This is a genomic window from Pseudomonas sp. E1BtOHC1, from assembly GCF_058744285.1.
The window spans coordinates 3,599,667-3,621,492 of record NZ_CP196023.1; the positions used below are offsets into that span (position 1 = coordinate 3,599,667).

18 protein-coding genes are annotated in these 21,826 nt (G+C 64.0%); 8 read left to right on the plus strand and 10 right to left on the minus strand.

What is annotated here, in order from left to right; genetic code table 11:
• Window positions 1–182: 182 nt before the first annotated feature.
• On the plus strand, window positions 183–1,634 hold the full coding sequence (locus ACSSVC_RS16625) for a serralysin family metalloprotease (protein ID WP_492611021.1): 1,452 nt from the start codon (window positions 183–185) through the stop codon (window positions 1,632–1,634).
• A gap of 129 nt (window positions 1,635–1,763) precedes the next feature.
• Entirely contained in the window at window positions 1,764–2,366 is a 603-nt protein-coding gene (locus ACSSVC_RS16630; protein WP_129405577.1) for an SUKH-3 domain-containing protein, read from the plus strand.
• A gap of 154 nt (window positions 2,367–2,520) precedes the next feature.
• Here the strand turns inward: ACSSVC_RS16630 and ACSSVC_RS16635 are convergent, their stop codons facing one another.
• The 3 genes from ACSSVC_RS16635 to ACSSVC_RS16645 all read right to left on the minus strand — a co-directional run bounded on the left by ACSSVC_RS16635 (window position 2,521) and on the right by ACSSVC_RS16645 (window position 6,915).
• A complete protein-coding gene (locus ACSSVC_RS16635; RefSeq protein WP_492611022.1) occupies window positions 2,521–3,270 on the minus strand; it encodes a glycine-rich domain-containing protein in 750 nt (249 codons plus the stop codon).
• Window positions 3,271–3,449: 179 nt separating this feature from the next.
• Window positions 3,450–5,072 (minus strand): MFS transporter, encoded by a 1,623-nt coding sequence (locus ACSSVC_RS16640; protein WP_404939463.1) that lies wholly within the window; start codon window positions 5,070–5,072, stop codon window positions 3,450–3,452.
• Window positions 5,073–5,268: 196 nt separating this feature from the next.
• Window positions 5,269–6,915, minus strand: a complete 1,647-nt coding sequence (locus tag ACSSVC_RS16645) for a GMC family oxidoreductase (protein ID WP_404939465.1) — start codon at window positions 6,913–6,915, stop codon at window positions 5,269–5,271.
• 131 nt (window positions 6,916–7,046) lie between these two features.
• Between ACSSVC_RS16645 and ACSSVC_RS16650 the strand changes: the two genes are divergently transcribed.
• Window positions 7,047–7,940 (plus strand): LysR family transcriptional regulator, encoded by an 894-nt coding sequence (locus ACSSVC_RS16650; RefSeq protein ID WP_492611023.1) that lies wholly within the window; start codon window positions 7,047–7,049, stop codon window positions 7,938–7,940.
• Between the two features lie 6 nt (window positions 7,941–7,946).
• Here the strand turns inward: ACSSVC_RS16650 and ACSSVC_RS16655 are convergent, their stop codons facing one another.
• The 3 genes from ACSSVC_RS16655 to ACSSVC_RS16665 form a co-directional block, all read right to left on the minus strand.
• Window positions 7,947–8,882 carry a phytanoyl-CoA dioxygenase family protein gene (locus tag ACSSVC_RS16655; protein ID WP_404939469.1) on the minus strand — a complete coding sequence of 312 codons (936 nt, stop codon included), beginning with the start codon at window positions 8,880–8,882 and terminating at the stop codon, window positions 7,947–7,949.
• A 117-nt stretch (window positions 8,883–8,999) separates the two neighbouring features.
• Window positions 9,000–9,410, minus strand: coding sequence for a T6SS amidase immunity protein Tai4 family protein (locus tag ACSSVC_RS16660; RefSeq protein WP_446440050.1), 411 nt, complete (start codon window positions 9,408–9,410; stop codon window positions 9,000–9,002).
• A 107-nt stretch (window positions 9,411–9,517) separates the two neighbouring features.
• Window positions 9,518–11,020, minus strand: a complete 1,503-nt coding sequence (locus tag ACSSVC_RS16665; protein WP_404939473.1) for an MFS transporter — start codon at window positions 11,018–11,020, stop codon at window positions 9,518–9,520.
• Window positions 11,021–11,175: 155 nt separating this feature from the next.
• Here ACSSVC_RS16665 and ACSSVC_RS16670 point away from each other — a divergent pair, with 155 nt between their 5' ends.
• Together ACSSVC_RS16670 and ACSSVC_RS16675 are read left to right on the plus strand one after the other, a co-directional pair.
• Entirely contained in the window at window positions 11,176–11,805 is a 630-nt protein-coding gene (locus ACSSVC_RS16670; RefSeq protein ID WP_492611024.1) for a TetR/AcrR family transcriptional regulator, read from the plus strand.
• Window positions 11,806–11,836: 31 nt separating this feature from the next.
• Window positions 11,837–12,211: a hypothetical protein gene (locus ACSSVC_RS16675; protein WP_404939477.1), complete on the plus strand. Its 375-nt coding sequence runs from the start codon at window positions 11,837–11,839 to the stop codon at window positions 12,209–12,211.
• 92 nt (window positions 12,212–12,303) lie between these two features.
• On the opposite strand, the gene ACSSVC_RS16680 is transcribed toward ACSSVC_RS16675, so the two are convergent.
• The 4 genes from ACSSVC_RS16680 to ACSSVC_RS16695 form a co-directional block, all read right to left on the minus strand.
• Window positions 12,304–13,344, minus strand: coding sequence for a DUF6602 domain-containing protein (locus ACSSVC_RS16680; RefSeq protein ID WP_346635798.1), 1,041 nt, complete (start codon window positions 13,342–13,344; stop codon window positions 12,304–12,306).
• A gap of 17 nt (window positions 13,345–13,361) precedes the next feature.
• Complete coding sequence (locus tag ACSSVC_RS16685; protein WP_492611025.1) at window positions 13,362–14,468, minus strand: DNA alkylation repair protein; 1,107 nt, start codon at window positions 14,466–14,468, stop codon at window positions 13,362–13,364.
• A gap of 395 nt (window positions 14,469–14,863) precedes the next feature.
• Complete coding sequence (locus tag ACSSVC_RS16690) at window positions 14,864–16,687, minus strand: monovalent cation:proton antiporter-2 (CPA2) family protein (protein ID WP_346635800.1); 1,824 nt, start codon at window positions 16,685–16,687, stop codon at window positions 14,864–14,866.
• Between the two features lie 174 nt (window positions 16,688–16,861).
• Window positions 16,862–17,752, minus strand: coding sequence for a LysR family transcriptional regulator (locus ACSSVC_RS16695; protein ID WP_016966118.1), 891 nt, complete (start codon window positions 17,750–17,752; stop codon window positions 16,862–16,864).
• Between the two features lie 171 nt (window positions 17,753–17,923).
• On the opposite strand from ACSSVC_RS16695, the gene ACSSVC_RS16700 reads away from it, so the two are divergent.
• The 3 genes from ACSSVC_RS16700 to ACSSVC_RS16710 all read left to right on the plus strand — a co-directional run bounded on the left by ACSSVC_RS16700 (window position 17,924) and on the right by ACSSVC_RS16710 (window position 21,803).
• Window positions 17,924–19,006, plus strand: a complete 1,083-nt coding sequence (locus ACSSVC_RS16700) for a 4-oxalomesaconate tautomerase (protein WP_346635801.1) — start codon at window positions 17,924–17,926, stop codon at window positions 19,004–19,006.
• 41 nt (window positions 19,007–19,047) lie between these two features.
• The gene (gene dctA, locus ACSSVC_RS16705) at window positions 19,048–20,367 is read left to right on the plus strand and encodes a C4-dicarboxylate transporter DctA (protein ID WP_346635802.1); all 1,320 of its coding nucleotides are present in this window, start codon (window positions 19,048–19,050) and stop codon (window positions 20,365–20,367) included.
• Between the two features lie 131 nt (window positions 20,368–20,498).
• A complete protein-coding gene (locus ACSSVC_RS16710) occupies window positions 20,499–21,803 on the plus strand; it encodes a CitMHS family transporter (RefSeq protein ID WP_346635803.1) in 1,305 nt (434 codons plus the stop codon).
• The last annotated feature ends 23 nt before the right edge of the window (window positions 21,804–21,826 follow it).

Below are 21,826 nucleotides of genomic sequence, written 5' to 3' on the forward strand. Positions count from 1 at the left end.
TGGAATATTTACCCCGGGCCAGAGCGCTTTTCGGGCTTTTGTCGGACAAAAAAAACCGTGGACTCGCGGTTGACGAGTGTGTCAGGTTTCTTGCGCCTCAATGGGCGAGTGATAGGACGATCTCGCAGGCGGGGTCGTTGCTGTTCTATCGGAAATTTTTTGTCTGGAACAAGGACGTAACAATGTCAAACGCACTATCCAAAGCACTCCCTGAAACCATCGGCTACGGGATCGACCCGATCGCAGCGCTCAGCACTGCCTACCAACAGGTCCAGGCCTTCAGCCATCTGTATGACCGGGGCGGCAGCGAACTGGTGAACGGCAAGCCATCGTTCACCGCCGACCAGGCCGCCGACTCGATCCTGCGCAAGGGCCTGTCCTGGCACGACCAGAATGGCGACGGCAAGATCGACCTGAGCTACAGCTTCCTCACTGACAAACCGGCCAACTACAACCCGGCCCTGGGCAGCTTCAGCGAGTTCAGCGCGCTGCAGAAGGCTCAGGCCCAGCTGTCCCTGCAGTCCTGGTCGGACGTGGCCAACATCACCTTCACCGAGTCCGCCAAGGGCGGCGACGGCCACCTGAGCTTCGGCAACTACAACGTCAGCACCGGCGGCGCGGCCTTTGCCTACTTGCCGTCCGGCAGCAGCTATGACGGCCAGTCCTGGTACCTGATCAACGACCAGTACCGGGTCAACGAAACACCGGGCAACGGCAACTATGGCCGCCAGACCCTGACCCACGAAATCGGCCACAGCCTGGGCCTGTCCCATCCGGGCGTGTACAACGCCGGCAGCGGCAGCCCCACCTACAACGACGTCACCTACGCCCAGGACACCCGTGGCTACAGCCTGATGAGCTACTGGAGCGAGAGCCACACCGGGCAGGACTTCAGCAAGGACGGCGGCGGTGCCTACGCCTCGGCGCCGTTGCTGGACGATATCGTCGCCGTGCAGAAGCTCTATGGCGCCAACCACGAGACCCGTGCCGACAACACTGTCTATGGCTTCAACTCCAACACCGGGCGGGATTTCTACAGCGCCCAGAGCGCCTCCGACAAGCTGGTGTTTGCGGTCTGGGACGGCGGCGGCAACGATACCCTGGACTTCTCCGGCTTCACCCAGGACCAGAAGATCAACCTCAACGAGGGTGGTTTCTCCGATGTCGGCGGCCTGGTGGGCAACGTCTCCATCGCCCACGGCGTGACCGTGGAAAACGCCATCGGCGGTTCGGGCAATGACCTGCTGATCGGCAACGCTGCGGCGAACATCCTCGAAGGCGGTGCCGGCAACGACATCCTCTACGGCGGTGGCGGTGGCGATACGCTGTGGGGCGGGGCAGGGGCCGACACCTTCGTGTTCGGCGCAGCTTCAGATTCGACCTTCGACGCCCCGGACTGGATCATGGATTTCGCCAGTGGCGAGGACAAGATCGACCTCAGCGGCCTGTTTGCCTCCACCGGCGCCACCCTGAACTTCGTCAGCGGCTTCACTGGCCACGCCGGCGATGCGATCCTCACCTACTTTGTCGAAACCAACCAGACCAGCCTGATGATCGACCTGACCGGTCATGGCGCGGTGGACTTCGCCGTGGGCACCGTGGGCCAGGCGGCTGTCACCGACATCATCGCCTGATTGATCGGAAACAGTGGAGCGGCGCGCGATGCGCCGCTTCCACATCACTCTTCCCCTTGTTTTCCCCGGTCCTGGGCAGGTTTGATCGAGGCCGGCATTGGCTGGCCGTCGATAGTCGTGGATGTCGACTTGACGCGCAGAGCAGCTGATAGCCTTCCGGCAGGGGCCGTATACAGGGCTTTTGCGGTTTTCCTGCACTTTGATTATCTTCGCCGCATGAACCTCCTTACTCCGAACATAGAGCCGTTTTTCAGAGATGCCGGGTGGGCCCCTGGCAGGGCCGTTGTGGTTGATAGTCACGTACCCCGCGCACATCCGGCATTTCGCATCCTACAAGCATTTGGCGAATTGACCGTAGGGCATACCGGCGCGGGGGCGGAGTGTGCCTCTAGTGACATAGAGTTTGGGTGTCCTGCGTGCCCCGATGAACAAGTACATGGCTGGCAAGAAGCGCTGCACACCCACTTTGTTTGCCTGGGTGATGTACATCATGGTCATGCACAGCTCTGGCTGGATAGCCAAGGCCGTTTGTTCTCGAACGGATTGGTCGCGCCCATAATGCTTTTTGTTGGGCATGATTTTGCTCAAGGCGTCGAGGCCCTGCTCAAAGGGTATCGATTACGCCCCATGCTGTTGCCGTCGCAAGAAGAAGTCATGGTATGGGGCGAGCGTTTTCGGACTGGCGATCCGCTTGTTCTAACGCCCGGTTTTTTTCACGCCCGCGCGCTCTGATGTGGGTGCTGGGCATCGCGCCCAGCCCGTGTGCCTGTGTCGGTTTCGCTCAACGCTCAGGCAAGCCTCCTGGTCTGCGCCCGCGCCAGGCAAATCACAGCGCCAGGACATTGCCTCGGCCACCTGGCTGTCGGTGGCGCTGGCCCACGGGTGATCAGTCGCCGCCCCCGCCGCCACAACCGCCGCCCCCGCAACCGCTGCTGTCGCCCCCGCCGCCATCGCTGCCGCCACTGTCCCCGTCGCCGCCGAAACGCGAGCCGTCACTGTCGCTGCCACTGCTGGAGGAGTCGCTGTCGAAGGAACTGCTGTACAGCTCGCTGCCGCAGTGCACCACGGCAGCCGTGGTGGCGTTGTCCGTCAGACGCCGCAGGGACTGGCAGTCAGCGACGTAGTGAAAGCCCCGAGCGATTTTCAGCTTGGCATCCAGGGCGAACAGCAGCGGCAGGCGGCTGGGCTGGGCAGGGTTGATGTTTTCTTCCAGGCAGGCCAGACGCCAGACCCGGCGCAGGCCGTTGTCGCTTTTGCGCGCAGCGTTCTGGCCGAGCACCGCGGCGGGAGTGTGATGGAGGAACTGGCCGAAGGCCTTGTCGCAGAACTGCTGATAATCCCGGGTATGCAGGATGAACTCGTGCCACAGATCGTCCACCACCTGGGACGGCATCGACACGTAGTGCTGGCCGCCCTTGAGGTAGGCCAGGAAGAACTGACGCAAGCCCTGAGCCACCAGTTGGCAGTCCTTGAGGCGCAGGTGCGGATGCTGGGTGCGCAGGGGTTCGAACAGCCGTGGTGGCAAGGTGAAATCGCGGATATAGGCTTCCCGGCGCAACGCGGTGAGGGTGTTCTGACGGCGCCATAACACCAGGATCAAGGCCAGGGCCACCACTGCGGGAAGGATCAACAGCATGTTCGGTCTCCGCCGGAAAAAGTGCCGAGACAGTGGCGCAAAGCAGCGCTTTATTCAAGCCGCCCCCTCGTAGGAGTCGGCTTGCCAGCGCAGAGGCCGGCAAGCCGGGCGCCTGCCTTGCGGATGCCTTCGCCGGCAAGCCGGCTCCTGCAAGTCCTGCTTGCCAGGCAAAGGCCTCGTCAGACGTGGTCGATATCGATATTCCGGGTCTCACGCAAACACAGCAAACCCACCACCAGGCTGACCCCGGTAATCAGCACCGGGTACCACAGGCCATAAAAGATATCGCCGGTGTAGACCACCAGGGCAAAGGACACCGTCGGCAGGAATCCGCCAAACCAGCCGTTGCCAATGTGGTAGGGCAGGGACATCGAGGTGTAGCGGATACGGGTCGGGAACAGTTCCACCATCAGCGCTGCCAGCGGGCCGTAGCACATGGCGGCAATCAGGATCAGCGCCACGATCAGCAGCACCACCATGGGTTTGTTGACGTTCTGCGTGTCCGCCTGCTGCGGATAGCCGGCCAGGGTCACCGCGCCACGCAGGGCCGCTTCGTCGAAGCCGTTGATCTTCACGTCACCGACGCTGACCTGCACCGGGCTGCCGGCGGGGGCGGCGATGCTGCTGTACGGCAGGCCCTGTTTCACCAGGAAGGTCTTGACCTTGTCGCAGGGGCTGTCGAAGCGCGCCTTGCCCACCGGGTCGAACTGGAAGGTGCAGGTGGCCGGGTCGGCGGTGACGCTGATGGGCGCCTGGCGGCTGGCCTGGTCGATGGCCGGGTTGGCGTAGTGGGCAAGGGCCTTGAAGATCGGGAAGTACAGCACCGTGGCCAGCAACAGGCCGAGCATCAACACCGGCTTGCGGCCGATTTTGTCCGAGAGCCAGCCGAAGAAGATGAACATCGGTGCGCCGATTACTACGCTGATGATCAGCAGGCTGTTGGCCAGGGCCGGGTCCATCTTGAGGAACTGGGTGAGGAAGAACAAAACGTAGAACTGCGCGGCATAGAAGGTCACTGCCTGCCCGGCGTTGATGCTGAACAGGGCGATCAGCACCACCTTGAGGTTTTCCCATTTGCCGAAGGACTCGCGGATCGGCGCCTTGCTGGCGTGGCCTTCTTCTTTCATTTTCAGGAAGGCCGGCGACTCGTGCAGGCTCATACGGATCCAGGTGGAGATGCCCAGCAGGACGATGGACAGCAGGAACGGCAGGCGCCAGCCCCAGACCTCGAACTGATCGCCGGTGAAATAGCGGCAAGCCAGTACCACCAGCAGCGACAGCAGCAGGCCGAGGGTCGCAGTGGACTGGATCCAGCTGGTGTGGAAACCGCGCTTGCCCTGTGGCGCGTGCTCGGCCACATAGGTGGCGGCACCGCCGTATTCACCCCCCAGGGCCAGGCCCTGGAGCATGCGCAGGGCCACCAGGATGATCGGCGCGGCGATGCCGATGCTGGCGTAGTTGGGCAGCAGGCCCACGGCGAAGGTCGCCACCCCCATGAGGATGATGGTGGCGAGGAAGGTGTACTTGCGGCCGATCATGTCCCCCAGGCGGCCGAACACCAGCGCGCCGAAGGGGCGCACCACGAAGCCGGCGGCAAAGGCCATGAGGGCGAAGATGAACGCCGTGGTGTCGTTGACCCCGGCGAAGAACTGCTTGCTGATCACCGCCGCGAGGGCGCCATAGAGAAAGAAGTCATACCACTCGAACACCGTGCCGAGTGACGAGGCGAAGATCACCTTCTGACTGCCCTTGGCAGCGGAGTCGTCCAGAGGCGCATTGAGAGACTGAGCGTGTTCTGACATAGGGGGCTTCCTTACAGTGATTATTGTTGTTGTTCCACTGCCGGCGCCGTAATCGGCGCCGTTGTTGCGATTCATCGCTAGCGTGCGATGAACCCTCGTTTACCTCCCGACCGTAGGAGCAGGCTTGCCAGCGAAGAGGCCCTTGAGCCAGGTGCCGACCTTGGAGGCGCCTTCGCCGGCAAGCCGACTCATACGGTCATGCCGGGGTGGCGGGTTGCTTGTGCTGGACGGTACTCCTGGGGACTGTGGCAAGAATCAGTTCGGCAGCCTTCTCGGCGATCATCAGGGTCGGCGAGCAGGTGTTGCCGGAGGTAATGCGCGGCATGATCGAGGCATCGGCAATCCGCAGTCCGGGAATGCCATGCACCCGCAATTGCGCATCCACTACCGCCTGGGCGTCGTGGCCCATGCGGCAGGTGCCCACCGGATGGAAGATGGTGGTGCCGATGCGGGCCGCCGCTTCATGCAGTTGTTCCTCACTCTGCAGTTGCGGCCCGGGCAGGTATTCGCTGGGCTTGAAGGGTTGCAGGGCCGGAGCGCCGACGATACGCCGGGTCAGGCGGATGGCATCGGCAGCGACGCGCAGATCCTCAGGATGGCTCAGGTAGTTGGGCTGGATCAGCGGCGCATCCCCGGGCTCCACGGAACGTATCTCTATCCGGCCACGGCTTTGCGGGCGCAGGTCGCAGACCGAGGCCGTGAAGGCCGGGAAGCTGTGCAAGGGCTCACCGAAGCGCTCCAGTGACAGCGGCTGCACGTGGTATTCGAGGTTGGCGCTGGACTGCTCCGGTCCCGAGCGGGCAAAGGCGCCCAACTGACTCGGGGCCATGGACAGCGGGCCGCTGCGGTCATACAGGTAGCGCAGGCCCATGCCCATCTTGCCCCACAGGCTGCCGGCGATCTGGTTCAGGGTGCGGGCGTTTTCCAGCTTGTAGATCAAGCGCAGTTGCAGGTGGTCCTGGAGGTTGCTGCCGACCCCGGGCAGGGCATGGCTGACCCCGATCCCCAAGCGCTGCAGGAGTGGTGCCGGGCCGATGCCCGAGCGCTGCAGGATGCTCGGCGAGCCGACGGAGCCGGCGCACAGAATGATCTCCCGGCGTGCCTTGAAATTCTGCTGGCGGCCCTGGCTGATGGCCCGCACCGCGGTGGCGCGGCCGTCCTCGAGAATCAGCCGCTGCACCTCGACATCGGTCAGCACCACCAGGTTGGGGCGATTGGCGATGGGCTTGAGAAAGGCCTTGGCCGCATTCCAGCGCACCCCGGCCTTCTGGTTGACCTGGAAGTAGCCGCAGCCTTCGTTATCGCCACCGTTGAAATCGTCGATGTTGCGGATGCCGCTCTGCTGCGCAGCCGTGCGGAAGGCATCGAGGATCGGCCATGACAGGCGCTGGCGTTCGACCCGCCATTCGCCGGCGGCGCCGTGCAGCTCATTGCCTCCGGCAAAATGGTTTTCGCTTTTCTTGAACAGCGGCAGTACATCCTCCCAGCTCCAGCCGGGGTTGCCGGCGGCGGCCCAGCCATCGTAGTCGGCGGCCTGGCCGCGCATGTAGATCATGCCGTTGATCGACGAGCAGCCGCCCAGCACCTTGCCCCGCGGATAGCTCAGGCTGCGGCCCTGCAGGCCGGGTTCGGCCTCGGTCTTGAAGCACCAGTCGGTGCGCGGGTTACCGATGCAGAACAGGTAGCCCACGGGAATGTGGATCCAGGGGTAGTTGTCGCGGCCACCGGCTTCCAGCAGCAGCACCCGGTGCTGGGGGTTGGCGGACAGGCGATTGGCCAGCAGACAGCCGGCGGGACCGGCGCCGACCACAATGTAGTCGTAGGCGTCAAAGGCAGGGAGCATCCGTGACCTCATTTTTCTGTTCTTATTGGTCCTCATCCTAGTTGTTAGCTTTCGTCAAAAGAATGTTAGTTTTTACCCACCTGCTGTGCGTTTTCTAACAGCGTCCCTCTTCGACATTGACCAGGATTTCCATGTTCGACTGGAACGATCTGCGCTACTTCCTCGAGCTGCAACGCAGCGGGCGCCTGCTCACCGCGGCGCGGCGGCTGAACACTACTCACGCGACGGTGGCCCGGCATATCGAGGCGGTGGAGAGGGCCCTGGGCACTGCGCTGTTCGTCCAGCACGCCCAGGGCTACGAACTGACCCCGGCCGGCGAGGCGCTGCTCAAGCACGCCGAAGCCATGGAAAACGTTGCCTTGCTGGTGCAGGAGGAAATCACCCAGTCCAGTGCGCCCCTGGGCAAGATTCGTGTCGGGGTCACCGAGGGCCTGGGGGTCAAGTTTCTCGCCAGCCGCATGTATGGCCTGTTCGAACGTTATCCGGGGCTGGAGGTGGAGCTGGTGGCGGTGCCGCGCTTTGTCAGCATCCTCAATCGCGAGGCGGAGATCAGCATCCATCTGGAGCGTCCCAGCGCCGACATGCTGGTGACCCGTAAACTCACCGACTACCGCCTGGCGCTGTACGCCAGTCAGGCCTACCTGGACCGCGCGCCGCCCCTGCGCAGCCGCGAGGACCTGGGGCGCCACGCCTGGATCGGTTATGTCGACGACCTCTTGTTCAGCCAGGAACTGATGTTCCTCAACAGCTTCTGCCGCAACCCTCAGGTGGTGTTCCACAGCACCAGCGTCATCGCCCAGCAGGAAGCGGCCCGCTCAGGTCTGGGGATCGCCGTGCTGCCGTGCTACATGGCTGCCGCCGATCCGCAACTGGTGCCGCTGCTGCCGGCGGAAAGCATCCAGCGCGCCTACTGGATCAGCACCCGCCGTGAGCTGCACAAATCGGTGCGGCTGCGGGTGGTCTGGGACTATCTGGTGGAGCAGTGCGCGGCGCAGCAGCAGGTGTTGCTGGGGCCCGAGATCTAGCCTGGTTCAGAGAATCGGCCCGCAATGGACCGAGCTGCGGATCGGTGCCCCGGGCTTGATATCGACGAAACGCGAGCCGTAGGACTGCGGGTTCAGCGGGCCGCCGTCCAGACCCATACCCAGGCCGCCGGCGCTGCGGGTTTCGCCTTCCTGCATCAGTGGATCAAGGCAGGCCCGCCAGTCCAGCAGGCGTAAGGTCACGGCCTGGCGGCGTTCCAGGTCGCCGGCCAGCAAGGGGCTGGAGCGGTGCCACAGGTATTTGCTGAACAGCAGGGCGTCGCCGGGATCGAAGGCCTCTTCGATGCGCTGCTGCTCGAAGCTGTCGGTGAGCATCCCGGGCGTGCAGTAGGTGTGGTGCAGGTGAGCGGAAAACTCGGCCACCGTCTCGCCCCGTGCCAGTTTCCCTGCCAGCAGGCGCGAGAACTGGAAGTTCTCCTGGGCCGAGAACAGCGACAGGGGCACCCAGGCCATGCCGCCACCTTGCAGTTGGGGGCGGATCGGCTGCAACGGCATCCACAGGCTGAAGGCCGGGTCCTGGGGGCGGATGTAGCGAAAGTTCAGCGAGTCGTAGTGCCAGGCAAAGCCCGAGCGTCCCACCCCCAGCTCGAAACTCTGGGCCTCGCTCATGATCAGGCGGCAGCCGGTGAGGCGGGTCAGCACCTGGGCGAAGGCCGGTTGCCGGTAGAGGCGTTCGAGGATGCCGACCTGGGTCACCCGATGAGTCAGGCGGCTGAAGCCGTCGCCATGAGCCGAAGTTCCCGAGGGGGCCGGGCGCAGTTGGCTGTTGGCCAGTTCGCGCAGTTGCAGGACAGCCGCTGGCGTCAACAGACTGCGCAGCTTGATGAAGCCACGCTCCTTGAAATGCCGCAGATCGTCCTGATCCAGGCGTAGCGGGTTGACCAGGGCAGGGGCGGTGTCAGGCAGGACCGGTGGCAGGTTCACAGGGGTATTCCATTACCAGGGACAAGGCCCTTGAGTATGGACAGCGCGCGCTGGGTCGGCAGGCTGGATTCGACCTCGAACAACGCCTTTGCGACATCGGGCAGGGAGGGCGGCGCTTTAGCCGTCAGGCCGGATATAGCGGTCCTGGGTCTGGATGAAGGCATCGAAGGCCCGGGAGTTGTAGACCTCAAGGCAAGCATGCAAGACCACCTTGTTGCGGCTGTACTTGCTGCTTCCCGAGGCCTGCTCGTAGGCTTGTTCCACGTAGTCGGTGGTGGCGGTGTAGGGGTTGTGCAGGGTTTCCAGGGTGTCTTCGTTCTGCAGCACGTTGTACAGACCTATCCCCAGCACGCCGTACATGCCGGCGGCGTGGCCGACGTCCTGACGCATGGCCGAGGGTTCCGGGAAACGCTCGGCCAGGCAGTTGGCCAGGCCGTAGTTCTTCAGGGACTGGCGGGCAGCGTCGACCTCACTCGTGGCCTGGGCCGCGCTGCATGCAGCGGCCAGCGATAACAGCAGTGCGCTCATCCTTTTCACCCCTTGCCACTCCTCGATCCAGGCATCCGCCCGTGCTGGCGGCGGCAGATGGTCGGTGGTGCTGCTGAGGTTGTCAACGAGCCGACCTGCCGTCGGGGCTAGCTACAGGACTCGGTGGCAGGTTCGTGGACCGGCTGCTGGCGAGTTCCCAGCAGCACTCCCATGGCCAGCAGGCTGACGCATCCGGCCAGGGCCATGGCCAGACGAAAGCCGCTGGTCATGGCGGCGCCATAGAGTTCAGCGAACAACGGGTCGTGCAGCGGCAGGCGGTGTTCGTTCACTGCCTGGCGCGCCAGTTCGGCGGCGCCATTGATGCCGGTCGCCGCAGCAGTCTCGCTGAGCACCTGCACCGCCTGGGCGCTCATCAGGCTGCCGAGCAGGGCGATGCCGACGCTCATGCCGGTCTGGCGCAGGGCGTTCATGCTGGCCGAGGCGATTCCGGCACGCTCCGCTGGCGCACAGGCCATCACCACCAGCCCGGTGGCCGGTACCGCCAGGCCCATGCCCAGGCCCAGCAGGCCGAACAGCGAGCCCACCAGCCAGTAGGGCGTGTGGGCGTCGAAGCCGGCCATGGCGCTCAGGGCCAGGCCCACCAGGCCATAGCCGCCGACCATCAGCCAGGGCAGGGGGAGGCGCTGGTGCAACCGGCCGAAGAGCATCGATACAACGCCTGTGACCACGAACTGCGGGAGCATGCGCAGGCCGGTGTCGGCGGCGGACCAGCCCTGGATCTGCTGCAGGAAGATCGAGAAGAAAAACAGGCTGCTGTAGCAGGAGAAACCAAGGATGAACGATGCCAGGTTGGCCACTGCGAAGGGGCGCTGGCGGAACAGCGCGAGTGGCACCAGGGGCCGCTGCACTCGACGCTCCACCTGAATCAGAGCCAGCAGCGCCAGGGTCGACAACAGCAAGAAGGTGAGCGCCCCGGGGCTACCGAATCCGTCTTCGCCGGCGACGATCAGCCCATAGGTCAGGGCCCCGAGCCAGAGCACGCAGAGGACCTGGCCCAGGGGATCGAGTGCGGCGTGCCGGGGATGCTTGCGTTCGCTGATGCCCCAGCACCCCAGGACCAGGGCCAGCAGGCCGATGGGCAGGTTGATCAGAAAAATGCTCTGCCAGCCCAGGTGCTCCAGCAGCAGGCCACCCAGCAGCGGGCCGAGGATCAGCGCCAGGGCGCTGAAGGCCGACCAGCCGCCGATCACATGGGCCCGTTGCCGGGGTTCGGGAAAGGCATGGCTGAGGATCGGCATCGCCCCGGGAATCAGCAGGGCCCCGGCCAGCCCTTGCACCGCGCGCCCGGCCAGCAGCAGCGAGAGTTCCTGGGCCAGGGCACAGAGCGCCGAGCCGAGGCAGAACAGCAGCACCCCGATCAGCCAGCAGCGCTTGTGGCCGAAGCGGTCCCCCAGTGGCCCCGCTGACAGCATGAACGCCGAGAGGCAGATGGCGTAGGCATTGACCACCCACTGCAGGCCGCTGAGGTCTGTGGCCAGAGCGTGTTGCAAGGTCGGCAGGGCGACGTTGACGATGCTGATGTCCAGGGACGCGAGAAAGGTCCCGAGGTAGGCGGCGGCCACCAGGGCAGGGCGGCGATAGCGATTCATGAGGCGTCTCCCGCAGGTTCTGGAATGGGCTTTCGGGGCGAGCATAGTATTTCGACTGACCGTCGGTCAATGGAAAATGACACGCGTTCTCAACTCTCTTTTTCCCGGCAATTCCCCTAGACTGTCGGCCTTTGTCGATCAGCCCGGATTCGTTCATGAGTGTCAAAACCTCCCCGGTTGCCAAGCGCGCCGCCCCGCCGCGGCCGCGTACCAAGCCGGCTGAAGTGCGCCTGGAAGAGCTGATGGCCGCCGCCGAAGCCTTGTTCCTCAGCCAGGGCGTGGAAGCCACCACCATCAGTGAAATCGTCCAGCACGCCGAGGTGGCCAAGGGCACCTTCTATCACTACTTCGATTCCAAGAACGACATGCTGGTGGCCCTGGGGCAGCGCTATACCCAGCGCTTCATGGAGCGTCTGGAGGAGGCGGTGAATGCCTGCCCCGAGGATGACTGGGTGGCGAAGGTTTCCAGCTGGATCGGCACCAGCGTGCAGGCCTATCTCGACACTTACCGCCTGCATGACATCGTCTACCCCAACCACCATCACCACGACCGTGGCAATCCGCAAAAGAACGCGATCCTTGCGCAGCTGCAGGGCATCCTCGAAGGCGGCCAGCACGCCGGCTGCTGGTCCCTGGCCCAGCCGGGGGTGATTGCGTCGCTGATCTACGCCGGCGTGCATGGCGCCACCGACGATGTAATCGCCGCTGGCGAGGACGATGGTCGGGCCCTGGCCGAGGCCATTGTCCAGGCCTGTTTGCGCATGCTGGGCCTGCCCCCCTCTTGACGTTTCCACGGGTAAAAGGAACGACCCCCCGATGAAAAAAATCAAACCCATTCTGGGCGTCGCACTGGCGGTGTTCCTGGCGTACCAGGCCTATGGCTCGTTCTACTACGGCAAGCCGTATGAGGCGCGTCGCTACAGTCCGGATCAGGCCTTCTACTACCAGAGGTACCGACTATTCAGCTGGCGCGCCTGGATTCCCACCATGACCATGCCCGGTGATGGCGACAGCTCGCGCTACAGCGTTGGCGGCTACCTGCGGGTGTTCAAGGCCGACGGCACGCTGCTGGGGCAGTCCTATGACGGCTGCATTGCGGTGGTGGAAGTGTTCTGGTACGACGATGCGGTGGGCGGTTTCGGCTGCAGCGAGCACTTGATCGCCCTGTCCGGGAAGGCCACCCCGGACTGAGCGTCCCGTCCCGGCGCCAGCCCATGGGCTATTGCTCGCGATGCGGCATCCAGGCGCTGCTCAGTCGTGGTTCGCAGCTCCTGTCGGTCGCTTCAGGACCTGGCTTTCCACAGGCCGAACTTGCCCGCCAGATCCAGCTTGGGATCACGCACCCGGGTCAGGTTGATCGCGGCGCCGGACCAGCCGCCCTCCATCTCTTCACTCAGGTGGTATTTCAACAGGTTGTACTGGATCGCCGTCCCTCCCAGTTGCTGGTAGCCGATGCGTGAGGTCACCGCCTCCAGCAAGCTGGAAATCAGGTATTGCAGCGGTGTTTCGTAGGCCTTGATGGCGATGCCGTAGTCGAAGCTCTCAGCGTTGCTTTCGCGAAAGCAACCGAAGAATTCCTGCTTGCTCATGCTGCTGGACATGGCCGTGTTGTAGCTCTGGCGACAGGCCTCCAGGTCAGCGGCGCCGGGCCGGGGCAGGGCCAGGTGGTTGTTGAGGTTCTTCAGGGTCACACAGCCCTGGGTGGCGATGACCTCGGGCATCAGGGTCACGTCCAGTTCGCCGGCACGGTCGGGGATGTTGTGCCAGGCGTTCAGGCTGTTGCGCAGCGGCTCCAGGCTGGCGCCGGGATAGCCTCGATAGCCGTACACATACGCCGGCGGCAGCACCAGGCCCATGACCGAATTCATCTGCGAGACCGTCAGGTTCTGATAGTCGCGGTCATAGATGCGCGCGCTGTATTCGTCGAGGGAATGGCGCAGCACCGAGGGCTTGAGGTTGCGCACCGACTTGCCGTTCTCCAGGGCCTCGAACAGGCTCTTTTCGTTGAGTTGGGACTTGACCTCCACAGTGGCGATCACCCCTTCGATCAGGTAAACGTCCGCCGAGCCGAAAGTGCGCAGCGTGGGGAAATCGTTGCGATAGATGATCAGGTCGATCTGCTTGGAGATGCCTCCTTCGGAGTCGATGATCTGCCCGGCACCGATGCTGATGTTGCTCGGCAGAAATCGCTTGAGCACGTCACGGATGAAACTCTCCCGGGCGTCGCCGAGGACGCCGGAGTGGCTGGCGATGGTGCTGCTGACGCTGAAGCTGCTTTCCAGGACCCGGGCGATGGATTTCGCCCATTTGCTGATGATTGCCACGAGGTCTTCCTTGAAGGTCAGGGGATGAGCAAGTCGAAATGGCTGGCGGCCAGGCGCTCGCCGTTGACCAGCAACTGCACGCCATGGCGTCCGGGATAGTGACGGCGGGTGGTCAGTTCGCGGATCTGCTGGTTGCGGCCCAGTTCCACCCGGGCCAGGCCTTGCAGGGTGAAGGTCTTGAGCTTGAACACCTTGCTCGCTGTGGCGCCTGAAGCCTTGACGTAGTCGATGGCGTAATCCACCACCAGGCGCTGGTTGCGGGGGCTGGTGGAGACCAGGGTCAGGGACAGGTTGAGGCTGTCTCCCAGGCGCAGTTGCCCGGGAGCCACCTGGAAGCGGTCGACTTCGACCTCGGGCCGGGTCCCGGCCCCGATGATCGCCAGGGCCCGACGGTCGCCCTGCTTGATCAGGCTGCGCAAGGCATGACGGGCGATCCAGGCGCTGTGGGGCTGCTCCAGGGGCCAGCCTTCCAGGCGCTGCAGGACCCACTGCGGATGGTCCTTGGTGATGTCGTTGAGGTGATTGGCCACGGATTTGCGCACGTACAGGCTGGGGTCGTTGCGCAGGTGTTCGAGGATCGGCGCCGCCAGCTGCGGGTCGGCCTGCAGCTGTTCCAGGCGAAACGACCAGGGCAGGCGCGGGCGGCTGCCCTCGCTGGCCAGGCGGCGTACGTGTTCATCCGGGTCGTCGGCCCATTGCTCCATCAGGGCCAGGCTGCGGGTGCAATCCTGGCGCAGGAAATGCCGCACGGCGAATTCCGAGGAGCCGAAGCGGGTGAAATACTTCAAGGCCGCCATCGACAGTTCGAAGTCATGCAGACCGTAGCTGGCCACGTAGTGCGGGAGGAAGATGCACACGAAGCGATTGTTCAGGCGGGGTGCCAGGGCGTGCAGCAACTCCAGGCTGGTGGGGTAGTCCAACTCCAGCACCTGGTGCAGGCTCTGACTGACCCGCGCCAGACGCTGCATCAACGACAGCTCGGCGAGGTTGTGGCTGGCCTGTTGCACAAAGCGTTGACGGTCGAAGGCCGGATACACCGCGAGCATGGCGTCGGCGATATGTTCCAGGCGTTGCTGGTTGAAGATTTCCTTGAGGGCCGGGGCGTTCTCTGGGGTCGAGCTCATCGGGCGTATCCATTCAAAGGCGAGGCGGCGCTCACTTTACACAAGCGCTCCTGACAGAACCTGACGGTAGTCGCTCAAGTGCACCGCGAGATTCAAAGCACTTTCCGGCGCCCTCACGACCGCCTTCGCCGGCAAGCCGGCTCCTACAGCGAAATGTGGTGTTTGGGCCACCGTAGGAGCTGGCTTGCCAGCGAAGGCGTCGGCCGGGGCGATGCATGACTTACGGGCCCCTTCGCCGGCAAGCCGGCTCCTACAGCGAAATGCGGTGTTTGGGCCACCGTAGGAGCTGGCTTGCCAGCGAAGGGTACACCACGGCCCTCAGATCATTCCCCGGCGTCCCTGAGACCGCCTTCGCCGGCAAGCCGACTCCTGCGAGGTGGCGCAGGGCCGGCGGCTCAGCGCATCGGCGGCAGGGGGCTCTCGATCTGCTCGTCCTGCTCGTCGGCGGCGAACAGTCGGGCCAGTTCGGCGCGGGCTTCCTGGGCGGTCTGCAGCACTTTGGCCGCGTCGTCGTACACCGCGTGCTGGGCCGCCAGCAGTTGTTCGTCATGCTCGGTAAAGCGCTGGATTCGCGAGTCGGCCTGGGCCTGGCTGAGCCCCAGGCCCACCAGGGTGCGGCGGCTCATTTCCAGGCTGGAGTAGTAGGTTTCCCGCACGGCCTGGGCCTCCAGGTCCACCAGCCGGTGCACGTGCTGGCGGTTGCGCGCCCGGGCGATGATCTTCAGGTGCGGGTAGAGCTTGCGTACCTGTTCGGCGGTCTTGATGTTGGTTTCCGGATCATCAGTGGCGATGACGAAGTACTCCGCTGTGCCGACCTTGGCCGCGCTGAGGATCTCCGGGCGCATGGGGTCGCCGTAGAACACCGGCATGCCGCCGAAGCTGCGGATCAGTTCGATGGTATCCACCGAGGTGTCCAGGGCGACGAAGGGGATTTTCTGCGCCCGCAGGATACGCGCCACGATCTGTCCCATGCGGCCCATGCCGGCGATCACCACCCGCGGGCTGTCGGCGTCGATCTGACGGTATTCGGCGGGCATTTCCACGGGCTTGGCCTTGGGTTTGAGCCAGCGCGAGCAGGCCAGCAACAGCAGCGGCGTCAGGGCCATGGACAGGGTGATGGTGAGCACCAGCAGGTCATGCAGGCGGGCCTCGAACAGGCCCTGGTCGCGACCGATCTTGAACACCACGAAGGCGAACTCGCCACCGGCCGCCAGCACCACGCCAAGGCGCACCGCGCTCTCGCGATTGAGGTCGCCGGCCAGGCGCCCGACCGCGTACAGCAGCGGCAGCTTGAGGCCGATCAGCAGCAGGGTCAGGCCCAGCACCGCAATGGGCGCGCTGAGCAGCAGGCTGATATTGGCGCCCATGCCGACGCTGATGAAGAACAGCCCCAACAGTAGGCCCTTGAAGGGCTCGATCTGCGCTTCCAGTTCATGGCGGTATTCCGAGTCCGCCAGCAGCAGGCCGGCGAGGAAGGCGCCCAGGGCCATGGACACGCCCACCAGATCCATCAGCCAGGCCGTGCCGATCACCACCAGCAGGGCGGTAGCGGTGGACACTTCCGGCAAGCGGGTGCGGGCGACAATGCGAAACACCGGGCGCAACAGGTAGCGTCCGCCCACCACCACCACGGCGATGCTGCCCAGCACTTGCAGGCCATGACGCAGATCCTCGGCGCTGCTGGTGTGGTGATCGCTGCCGGCCAGCACCGGGACCATGGCGATCAAGGGAATGGCGGCAATGTCCTGGAACAGCAGGATGGCGAAGGCCATGCGCCCGTGGGGGCTGTTCAGCTCCTTGCGTTCGGCCAGGCTTTGCAGGCCCAGAGCGGTGGACGACAGCGCCAGGCCCAGGCCCAGGACAATGGCACTGTTCAGCGATTGGCCGAAGAGGAACAGGGCCACCACGCCGATCACTGTGCCGGTCAACAGCACCTGGGCCAGCCCCACACCGAACACTGCCTTGCGCATCACCCACAGGCGCTTGGGGGAAAGCTCCAGGCCGATGATGAACAGCAGCAGCACCACCCCCAGCTCGGAGATGTGACTGACGCTTTGCGGGTTACCCACCAGCCCCAGCACCGACGGGCCGATCAGCACCCCGGCCAGCAGGTAGCCGAGCACGGCCCCCAGTTGCAGGCGCTTGGCCAGGGGCACGATGAGCACGGCGGCGCAGAGGAACACGACGGCGGCTTGTAGCAGGTTGCCTTCATGGGGCATCGGGGGGACTCCAGGGAGAACGGGGCGCAGGTGATGATAAAGGCTCGCCGGTGACGATGAGCGCATGGGTGTTGCCAGTCTGCGCCCGGATAAAAACGGCGGGGATGTTCTGAGACTGGCGGTGCGCCCTTCAAGGCACGTCGGTGTGTAGGGCGCGCGGGAGGGGCGCGCGGGTCAGTGCGGCCACTGCTCCAGCAGGATCGCCACGAATTTTTCCGCGGCCGGCGACAGCGATGCACCGCGGCGGTACACCAGGCCCAGGGTGCGATTGACCACAGGCTCGGTCAGCGGAACGCTGACCAGGGTTGGGTGATCGGCGGCGGGCATGGCCAGGCTCGGCATCGCCGACACCCCGAGGCCAGCCTCCACCATGCCCAGTGACGTGGACAGGTGCTGCACTTCATAGAACCACTGGGGACGCCAGCTCAAGCCGGACAGGGCGTGGTCCAGCAGCATGCGGTTGCCGCTCAGGCGACCGACGCCGATCAAGCGGTAGTCGCTCAGTTCCGACCAGGTCACCGAGCTGCGCTCGGCCAGTTCGTGGTCGCGCCGGCAGGCCAGGACAAAGGGCTCGTTGACCAGTGGCACGAACTCGATGTCCGGGTGCTGACCGCTCATCATGTTGATGCCGAAGTCCGCTTCGCCGCGCAGCACCGCTTCAAGGCCTTCGTTGGCACTGAGGTCGAGCAGACGGATGCGGATTTTCGGGTAGCGCTGGTTGTACAGGCGGATCACCGACGGCAGGAAGTAGAAGGCCGCAGTGGGGATGCAGGCCAGGGTCACCTGACCGATCTGCCGTTCTGCCAGCTCACGGATGTTGAGGATCGAGTCGTCGAAGTCGTCCAGCAGGCGTCGGGCCTTGGGCAGAAAATCGCGACCGACGCTGGTCAGGCTGACCTTGCGCGTGGTGCGGTCGAGGAGGGCGGTGCCCAGGCCCTCTTCCAGCTTCTTCATGCGCCGGCTCAGGGCGGGTTGGGACAGGTGCAAGGCGTCGGCCGCTTCGTGAAAACTCCCCAGTTCGGCGATTTTCACGAAAGATCTTATGTCCTGGAGCTCATATTCCATGCTGGTTTCTCAAGGCGGGGAGGCGGGTGGAACGCTGCCGGACACGATATTTAATTCATGCGTGTAACGCAATAATCTCTCTGATCTTTGCATTGGAAACACTTTTTAATCCCTGACACTCTTGTGTCCAGAACATCAATTACCTCGATTGATTAACAAGAGTCAGTGTTCATGCAACGAATTCCTTGTGTGTTGATGCGCGGCGGCACCTCCAAAGGGCCGTTTTTTCTGGCCTGGGATCTGCCGGTGGCGGTGTCCGAGCGTGATGAGCTGTTGCTCAACCTGATGGGCTCCGGCCACGAGCTGGAAATCGACGGTATCGGCGGCGGCAGCCCGCAAACCAGCAAGGTGGCGATCGTCAGTCCGTCGCTGCACCCGGATGCCGATGTGGACTACCTGTTCGTTCAGGTCATGGTGTCCCAGCGTCGGGTCGATACCGCGCCCAACTGCGGCAACATGCTGTGCGCTGTTGGGCCTTTCGCGATCGAGCAGGGGCTGGTCAAGGCCACGGGCGCACAGACTCAGGTGCGGATTCGCAACCTCAACACCGGCACCCTGGTCAATGCCCAGGTGCAGACTCCCGATGGCAAGGTCAGCTACGAAGGCGACACCACCATTGACGGCGTGCCGGGCAGCGCGGCGCCGGTGGCCCTGACCTTTCTCGATGCTGCCGGCAGCAAGACCGGCCAGTTGTTCCCCACGGGCCAGCCCCAGGATTTGATCGACGGCATTGCCGTGACGTGCATCGACATGGCCATGCCCATGGTGCTGGTGCAGGCGGCTTGTCTGGGCAAGCGCGGCGATGAAACGCCGACCGAACTGGACGCCGATGCGGACTTTCTCCAGCGCCTGGAAAGCCTGCGCCTGAAGGCCGGCCTGGCCATGGGCCTGGGGGATGTCAGCGACAAAGTGATCCCCAAGCCGGTCCTGGTGTCCCAGGCCCGGCTGGGGGGCACTCTCGCGGTGCGCTATTTCATGCCCCACAACTGCCATCGGGCCCTGGCCATCACCGGCTCCATCGGCCTGGCTACCGCCTGTGTCACCGCCGGTAGCGTGGTGGCCGAGATGCTGGGCGGGGGCCACGAACCGCGTTTGCAAAAGGTCCGTATCGAGCACCCCAGCGGGGCAATAGATGTCGTATTGTCCTACAGCGGAAAAAACCCTGAGACCATCCGCGCCTCGGTGGTTCGCACTGCCCGCCGGTTGTTCTCCGGGTTTGTCTACGCGCCGGCTTCACAGCGCCTGGCCGGTTAGTCGTTGCTGTCGACCCGCGTTGCATCCACACAATTCTAAAAATGGGTGATGCCATGAAAGTTGTTAAATCGCTCTACTTCCAGATCCTCTGCGCCGTGTTCCTCGGGGTTCTGGTGGGGCACTTCTGGGCCGCGCAGGCCATTGCCCTCAAGCCTCTGGGAGATGCCTTCATCAAGCTGATCAAGATGATGATCGCCCCCGTGGTGTTCTGCACCATCGTCACCGGCATTGCCGGCATGAGCGACAAGCGTTCCCTGGGACGCCTGTTGAGCAAGACGATGCTGCTGTTCCTGGGCCTGACGCTGATCAGCCTGTTCATCGGCCTGGGGGCGGTCTACCTGTTCCAGCCCGGCGCGGGAATGAACATCGATCCCACCCGGTTGAATACCCAGGGGCTGTCCCAGTACACCGATTCGGCAGCCAAGCTGGGGGTGGTGGAGTTCTTCATGCACATCATTCCCGAGACCTTTGTCGGCGCCTTCAACAAAGGCGAGGTACTGCCGGTGCTGTTTATCGCGGTGCTGTGCGGGTTTGCCCTGTCGTCCCTGGGCGAGCGCGGCAAGCCGGTGCTGGAGGTGCTGGAGTCGGCCTCGCACATGGTGTTCAAGATTTTCTCCTACCTGATGCGTTTCGCCCCCGTCGGCGCCTTCGGGGCCCTGGCCTTTACCGTGGGCCAGTACGGCATCACTTCCCTGGGCGCCCTGGCCAAGCTGATCATGACCCTCTATGTCGCCTGCGGCTTCTTTGTCTGCGTGGTCCTGGGCGGCATTTGTCGGGCAAATGGCTTCAGCCTGTGGAAGCTGTTGCGCTACCTGCGTGAAGAGTTCCTGGTGGTGCTCGGCACCTCGTCCACGGAGCCGGTGATGCCGCGCATGCTGGAAAAACTCCAGGCCCTGGGCTGCCGCAAAAGCGTGGTGGGGCTGGTGCTGCCTACCGGCTATTCGTTCAATCTCGACGGTACGGCGATCTACCTGTCCCTGGCGGCGATCTTCATTGCCCAGGCGTGCAACATCGAGCTGAGTGCCGGCCAGGTCGTCACCATGCTGGCGATCATGCTGCTGTCGTCCAAGGGCGCCGCCGGCGTGACCGGCAGCGGTTTCGTGGCGCTGGCCTCGACCTTGACGGTGATTCATGACATTCCCCTGGCCGGCCTGGCGTTGCTGATCGGCATCGATCGCTTCATGTCCGAGGCCCGGGCCTTGACCAGCCTGGCCAGTAACGCCGTGGCGACGGTGGTGATCGCCCTCTCGGAGCAGGCGTGCGACCGCCAGGTGCTGATGCGCACGCTCAACGGCGAGCCGGCCCCGGCCCAGAGTGTCGAGCAAACCCCGCCCGCCACGCTGGCCAGCAAGCTCAGCTAGACCTGCAAGGCAACACTGCCAACCCCCCATTTATTGCCTGTGCCGGGCGCCTTGATCGGGCCGCCCGGCGCCCAGGTGGCCGTGCGCCTGCGTGCCGGCCACGTTCATCATAAAAACAAGAGAATCGACCTATGCTCGCTTTGCTCGGCCTCGCCATGGTGGTGGTCTTTACCGTCCTGATTATGACCAAGCGCCTGTCGCCCATCGTGGCCTTGACGGTGGTGCCCATTGTCTTTGCAGTGCTCGGCGGATTTGCCGGCAGCACCGGCAAGATGATGCTCGACGGCCTGAAAATGGTTGCGCCGTCGGCGGCGCTGTTGCTGTTTGCCATTCTGTTTTTCGGCTTGATGATCGATTCGGGGCTGTTCGATCCGCTGATCCGCAAGATTCTCAAGCGGGTCAATGGCGACCCGACCAAGATCGCCATCGGCACCGCTCTGCTATCGCTGGTGGTGGCCCTGGACGGTGACGGCACCACCACCTACATGATTACCTGCGCGGCGATGCTGCCGCTGTACAAGCGCATCGGCATGAACCCGATGATCCTCGCCACCATCTCCATGTTGTCCCTGAGCATCATGAGCGGCATGACCCCGTGGGGCGGACCGGCAACGCGCGCCATCGCCGCCCTTGGCCTGGATGCCGGCGAGTACTTCGTGCCGCTGTTGCCGACCATGATCGGCGGCGCCGCCTGGGTGGTGTTTACCGCCTACCTGTTGGGACGAGCCGAGCGCAAGCGTATCGGCAATACCCAACTGCAAAGCGGTGGCGGTGACTGCTACATCAAGGCGATTCTGGAAGACACCCCGCACAAGCGGCCCAAGCTGGCCTACGTCAACCTGCTGCTGGTGGTGGCGGTAATGACCGCGTTGGTGCTGGGCCTGATGCACTCGGCGGTGCTGTTCCTGATCGGTTTTGTCCTGGCGCTGATGATCAACTACCCGCAACTGGATATTCAGAAAGAGCGCATTCTCGCCCACTCGGGCAACGCCATGACCGTGGTGCTGCTGGTGTTCGCCGCGGGGATCTTCGCCGGTATTTTCTCCGGCACCAAGATGGTCGACGCCCTGGCACAGACCCTGGTGGACTGGATTCCGCCATCCTGGGGCCACCTGTTCCCGCTGGTGGTGGCGCTGACCAGCATGCCGTTGACCTTCGTCCTGTCCAACGATGCCTACTACTTCGGCGTGGTGCCGATTTTGGCCAACGCGGCGGCGGCCTATGGCATTTCTCCCCTGGAAATAGCCCGGGCCTCGATCCTCGGTCAGCCGGTGCACCTGATGAGTCCGCTGGTGGCCTCGACCCTGCTGCTGGTGGGCATGGTGGACCGTGATATAGGCGACTTCCAGAAAGCCACGGTGAAGTGGGCCGTGCTGACCTCTCTGGTCATTACCGCCCTGGCCTTGCTGACAGGCGCCCTGACCCTGTTCGTCTGATTCGTTCAAAACCCTCTTTCGTT

Excerpts from the sequence above, each read along its gene's own strand:
- dctA (WP_346635802.1), top strand. The coding sequence starts at position 19,048 with ATGGGTGATGCCATGAAAGTTGTTAAATCGCTCTACTTCCAGATCCTC.
- ACSSVC_RS16645 (WP_404939465.1), bottom strand. The coding sequence starts at position 6,915 with ATGCTCCCTGCCTTTGACGCCTACGACTACATTGTGGTCGGCGCCGGT.
- ACSSVC_RS16695 (WP_016966118.1), bottom strand. The coding sequence starts at position 17,752 with ATGGAATATGAGCTCCAGGACATAAGATCTTTCGTGAAAATCGCCGAA.
- ACSSVC_RS16650 (WP_492611023.1), top strand. The coding sequence starts at position 7,047 with ATGTTCGACTGGAACGATCTGCGCTACTTCCTCGAGCTGCAACGCAGC.
- ACSSVC_RS16670 (WP_492611024.1), top strand. The coding sequence starts at position 11,176 with ATGAGTGTCAAAACCTCCCCGGTTGCCAAGCGCGCCGCCCCGCCGCGG.
- ACSSVC_RS16640 (WP_404939463.1), bottom strand. The coding sequence starts at position 5,072 with ATGTCAGAACACGCTCAGTCTCTCAATGCGCCTCTGGACGACTCCGCT.
- ACSSVC_RS16710 (WP_346635803.1), top strand. The coding sequence starts at position 20,499 with ATGCTCGCTTTGCTCGGCCTCGCCATGGTGGTGGTCTTTACCGTCCTG.
- ACSSVC_RS16690 (WP_346635800.1), bottom strand. The coding sequence starts at position 16,687 with ATGCCCCATGAAGGCAACCTGCTACAAGCCGCCGTCGTGTTCCTCTGC.
- ACSSVC_RS16660 (WP_446440050.1), bottom strand. The coding sequence starts at position 9,410 with ATGAGCGCACTGCTGTTATCGCTGGCCGCTGCATGCAGCGCGGCCCAG.
- ACSSVC_RS16635 (WP_492611022.1), bottom strand. The coding sequence starts at position 3,270 with ATGCTGTTGATCCTTCCCGCAGTGGTGGCCCTGGCCTTGATCCTGGTG.
- ACSSVC_RS16665 (WP_404939473.1), bottom strand. The coding sequence starts at position 11,020 with ATGAATCGCTATCGCCGCCCTGCCCTGGTGGCCGCCGCCTACCTCGGG.
- ACSSVC_RS16685 (WP_492611025.1), bottom strand. The coding sequence starts at position 14,468 with ATGAGCTCGACCCCAGAGAACGCCCCGGCCCTCAAGGAAATCTTCAAC.
- ACSSVC_RS16625 (WP_492611021.1), top strand. The coding sequence starts at position 183 with ATGTCAAACGCACTATCCAAAGCACTCCCTGAAACCATCGGCTACGGG.
- ACSSVC_RS16675 (WP_404939477.1), top strand. The coding sequence starts at position 11,837 with ATGAAAAAAATCAAACCCATTCTGGGCGTCGCACTGGCGGTGTTCCTG.
- ACSSVC_RS16700 (WP_346635801.1), top strand. The coding sequence starts at position 17,924 with ATGCAACGAATTCCTTGTGTGTTGATGCGCGGCGGCACCTCCAAAGGG.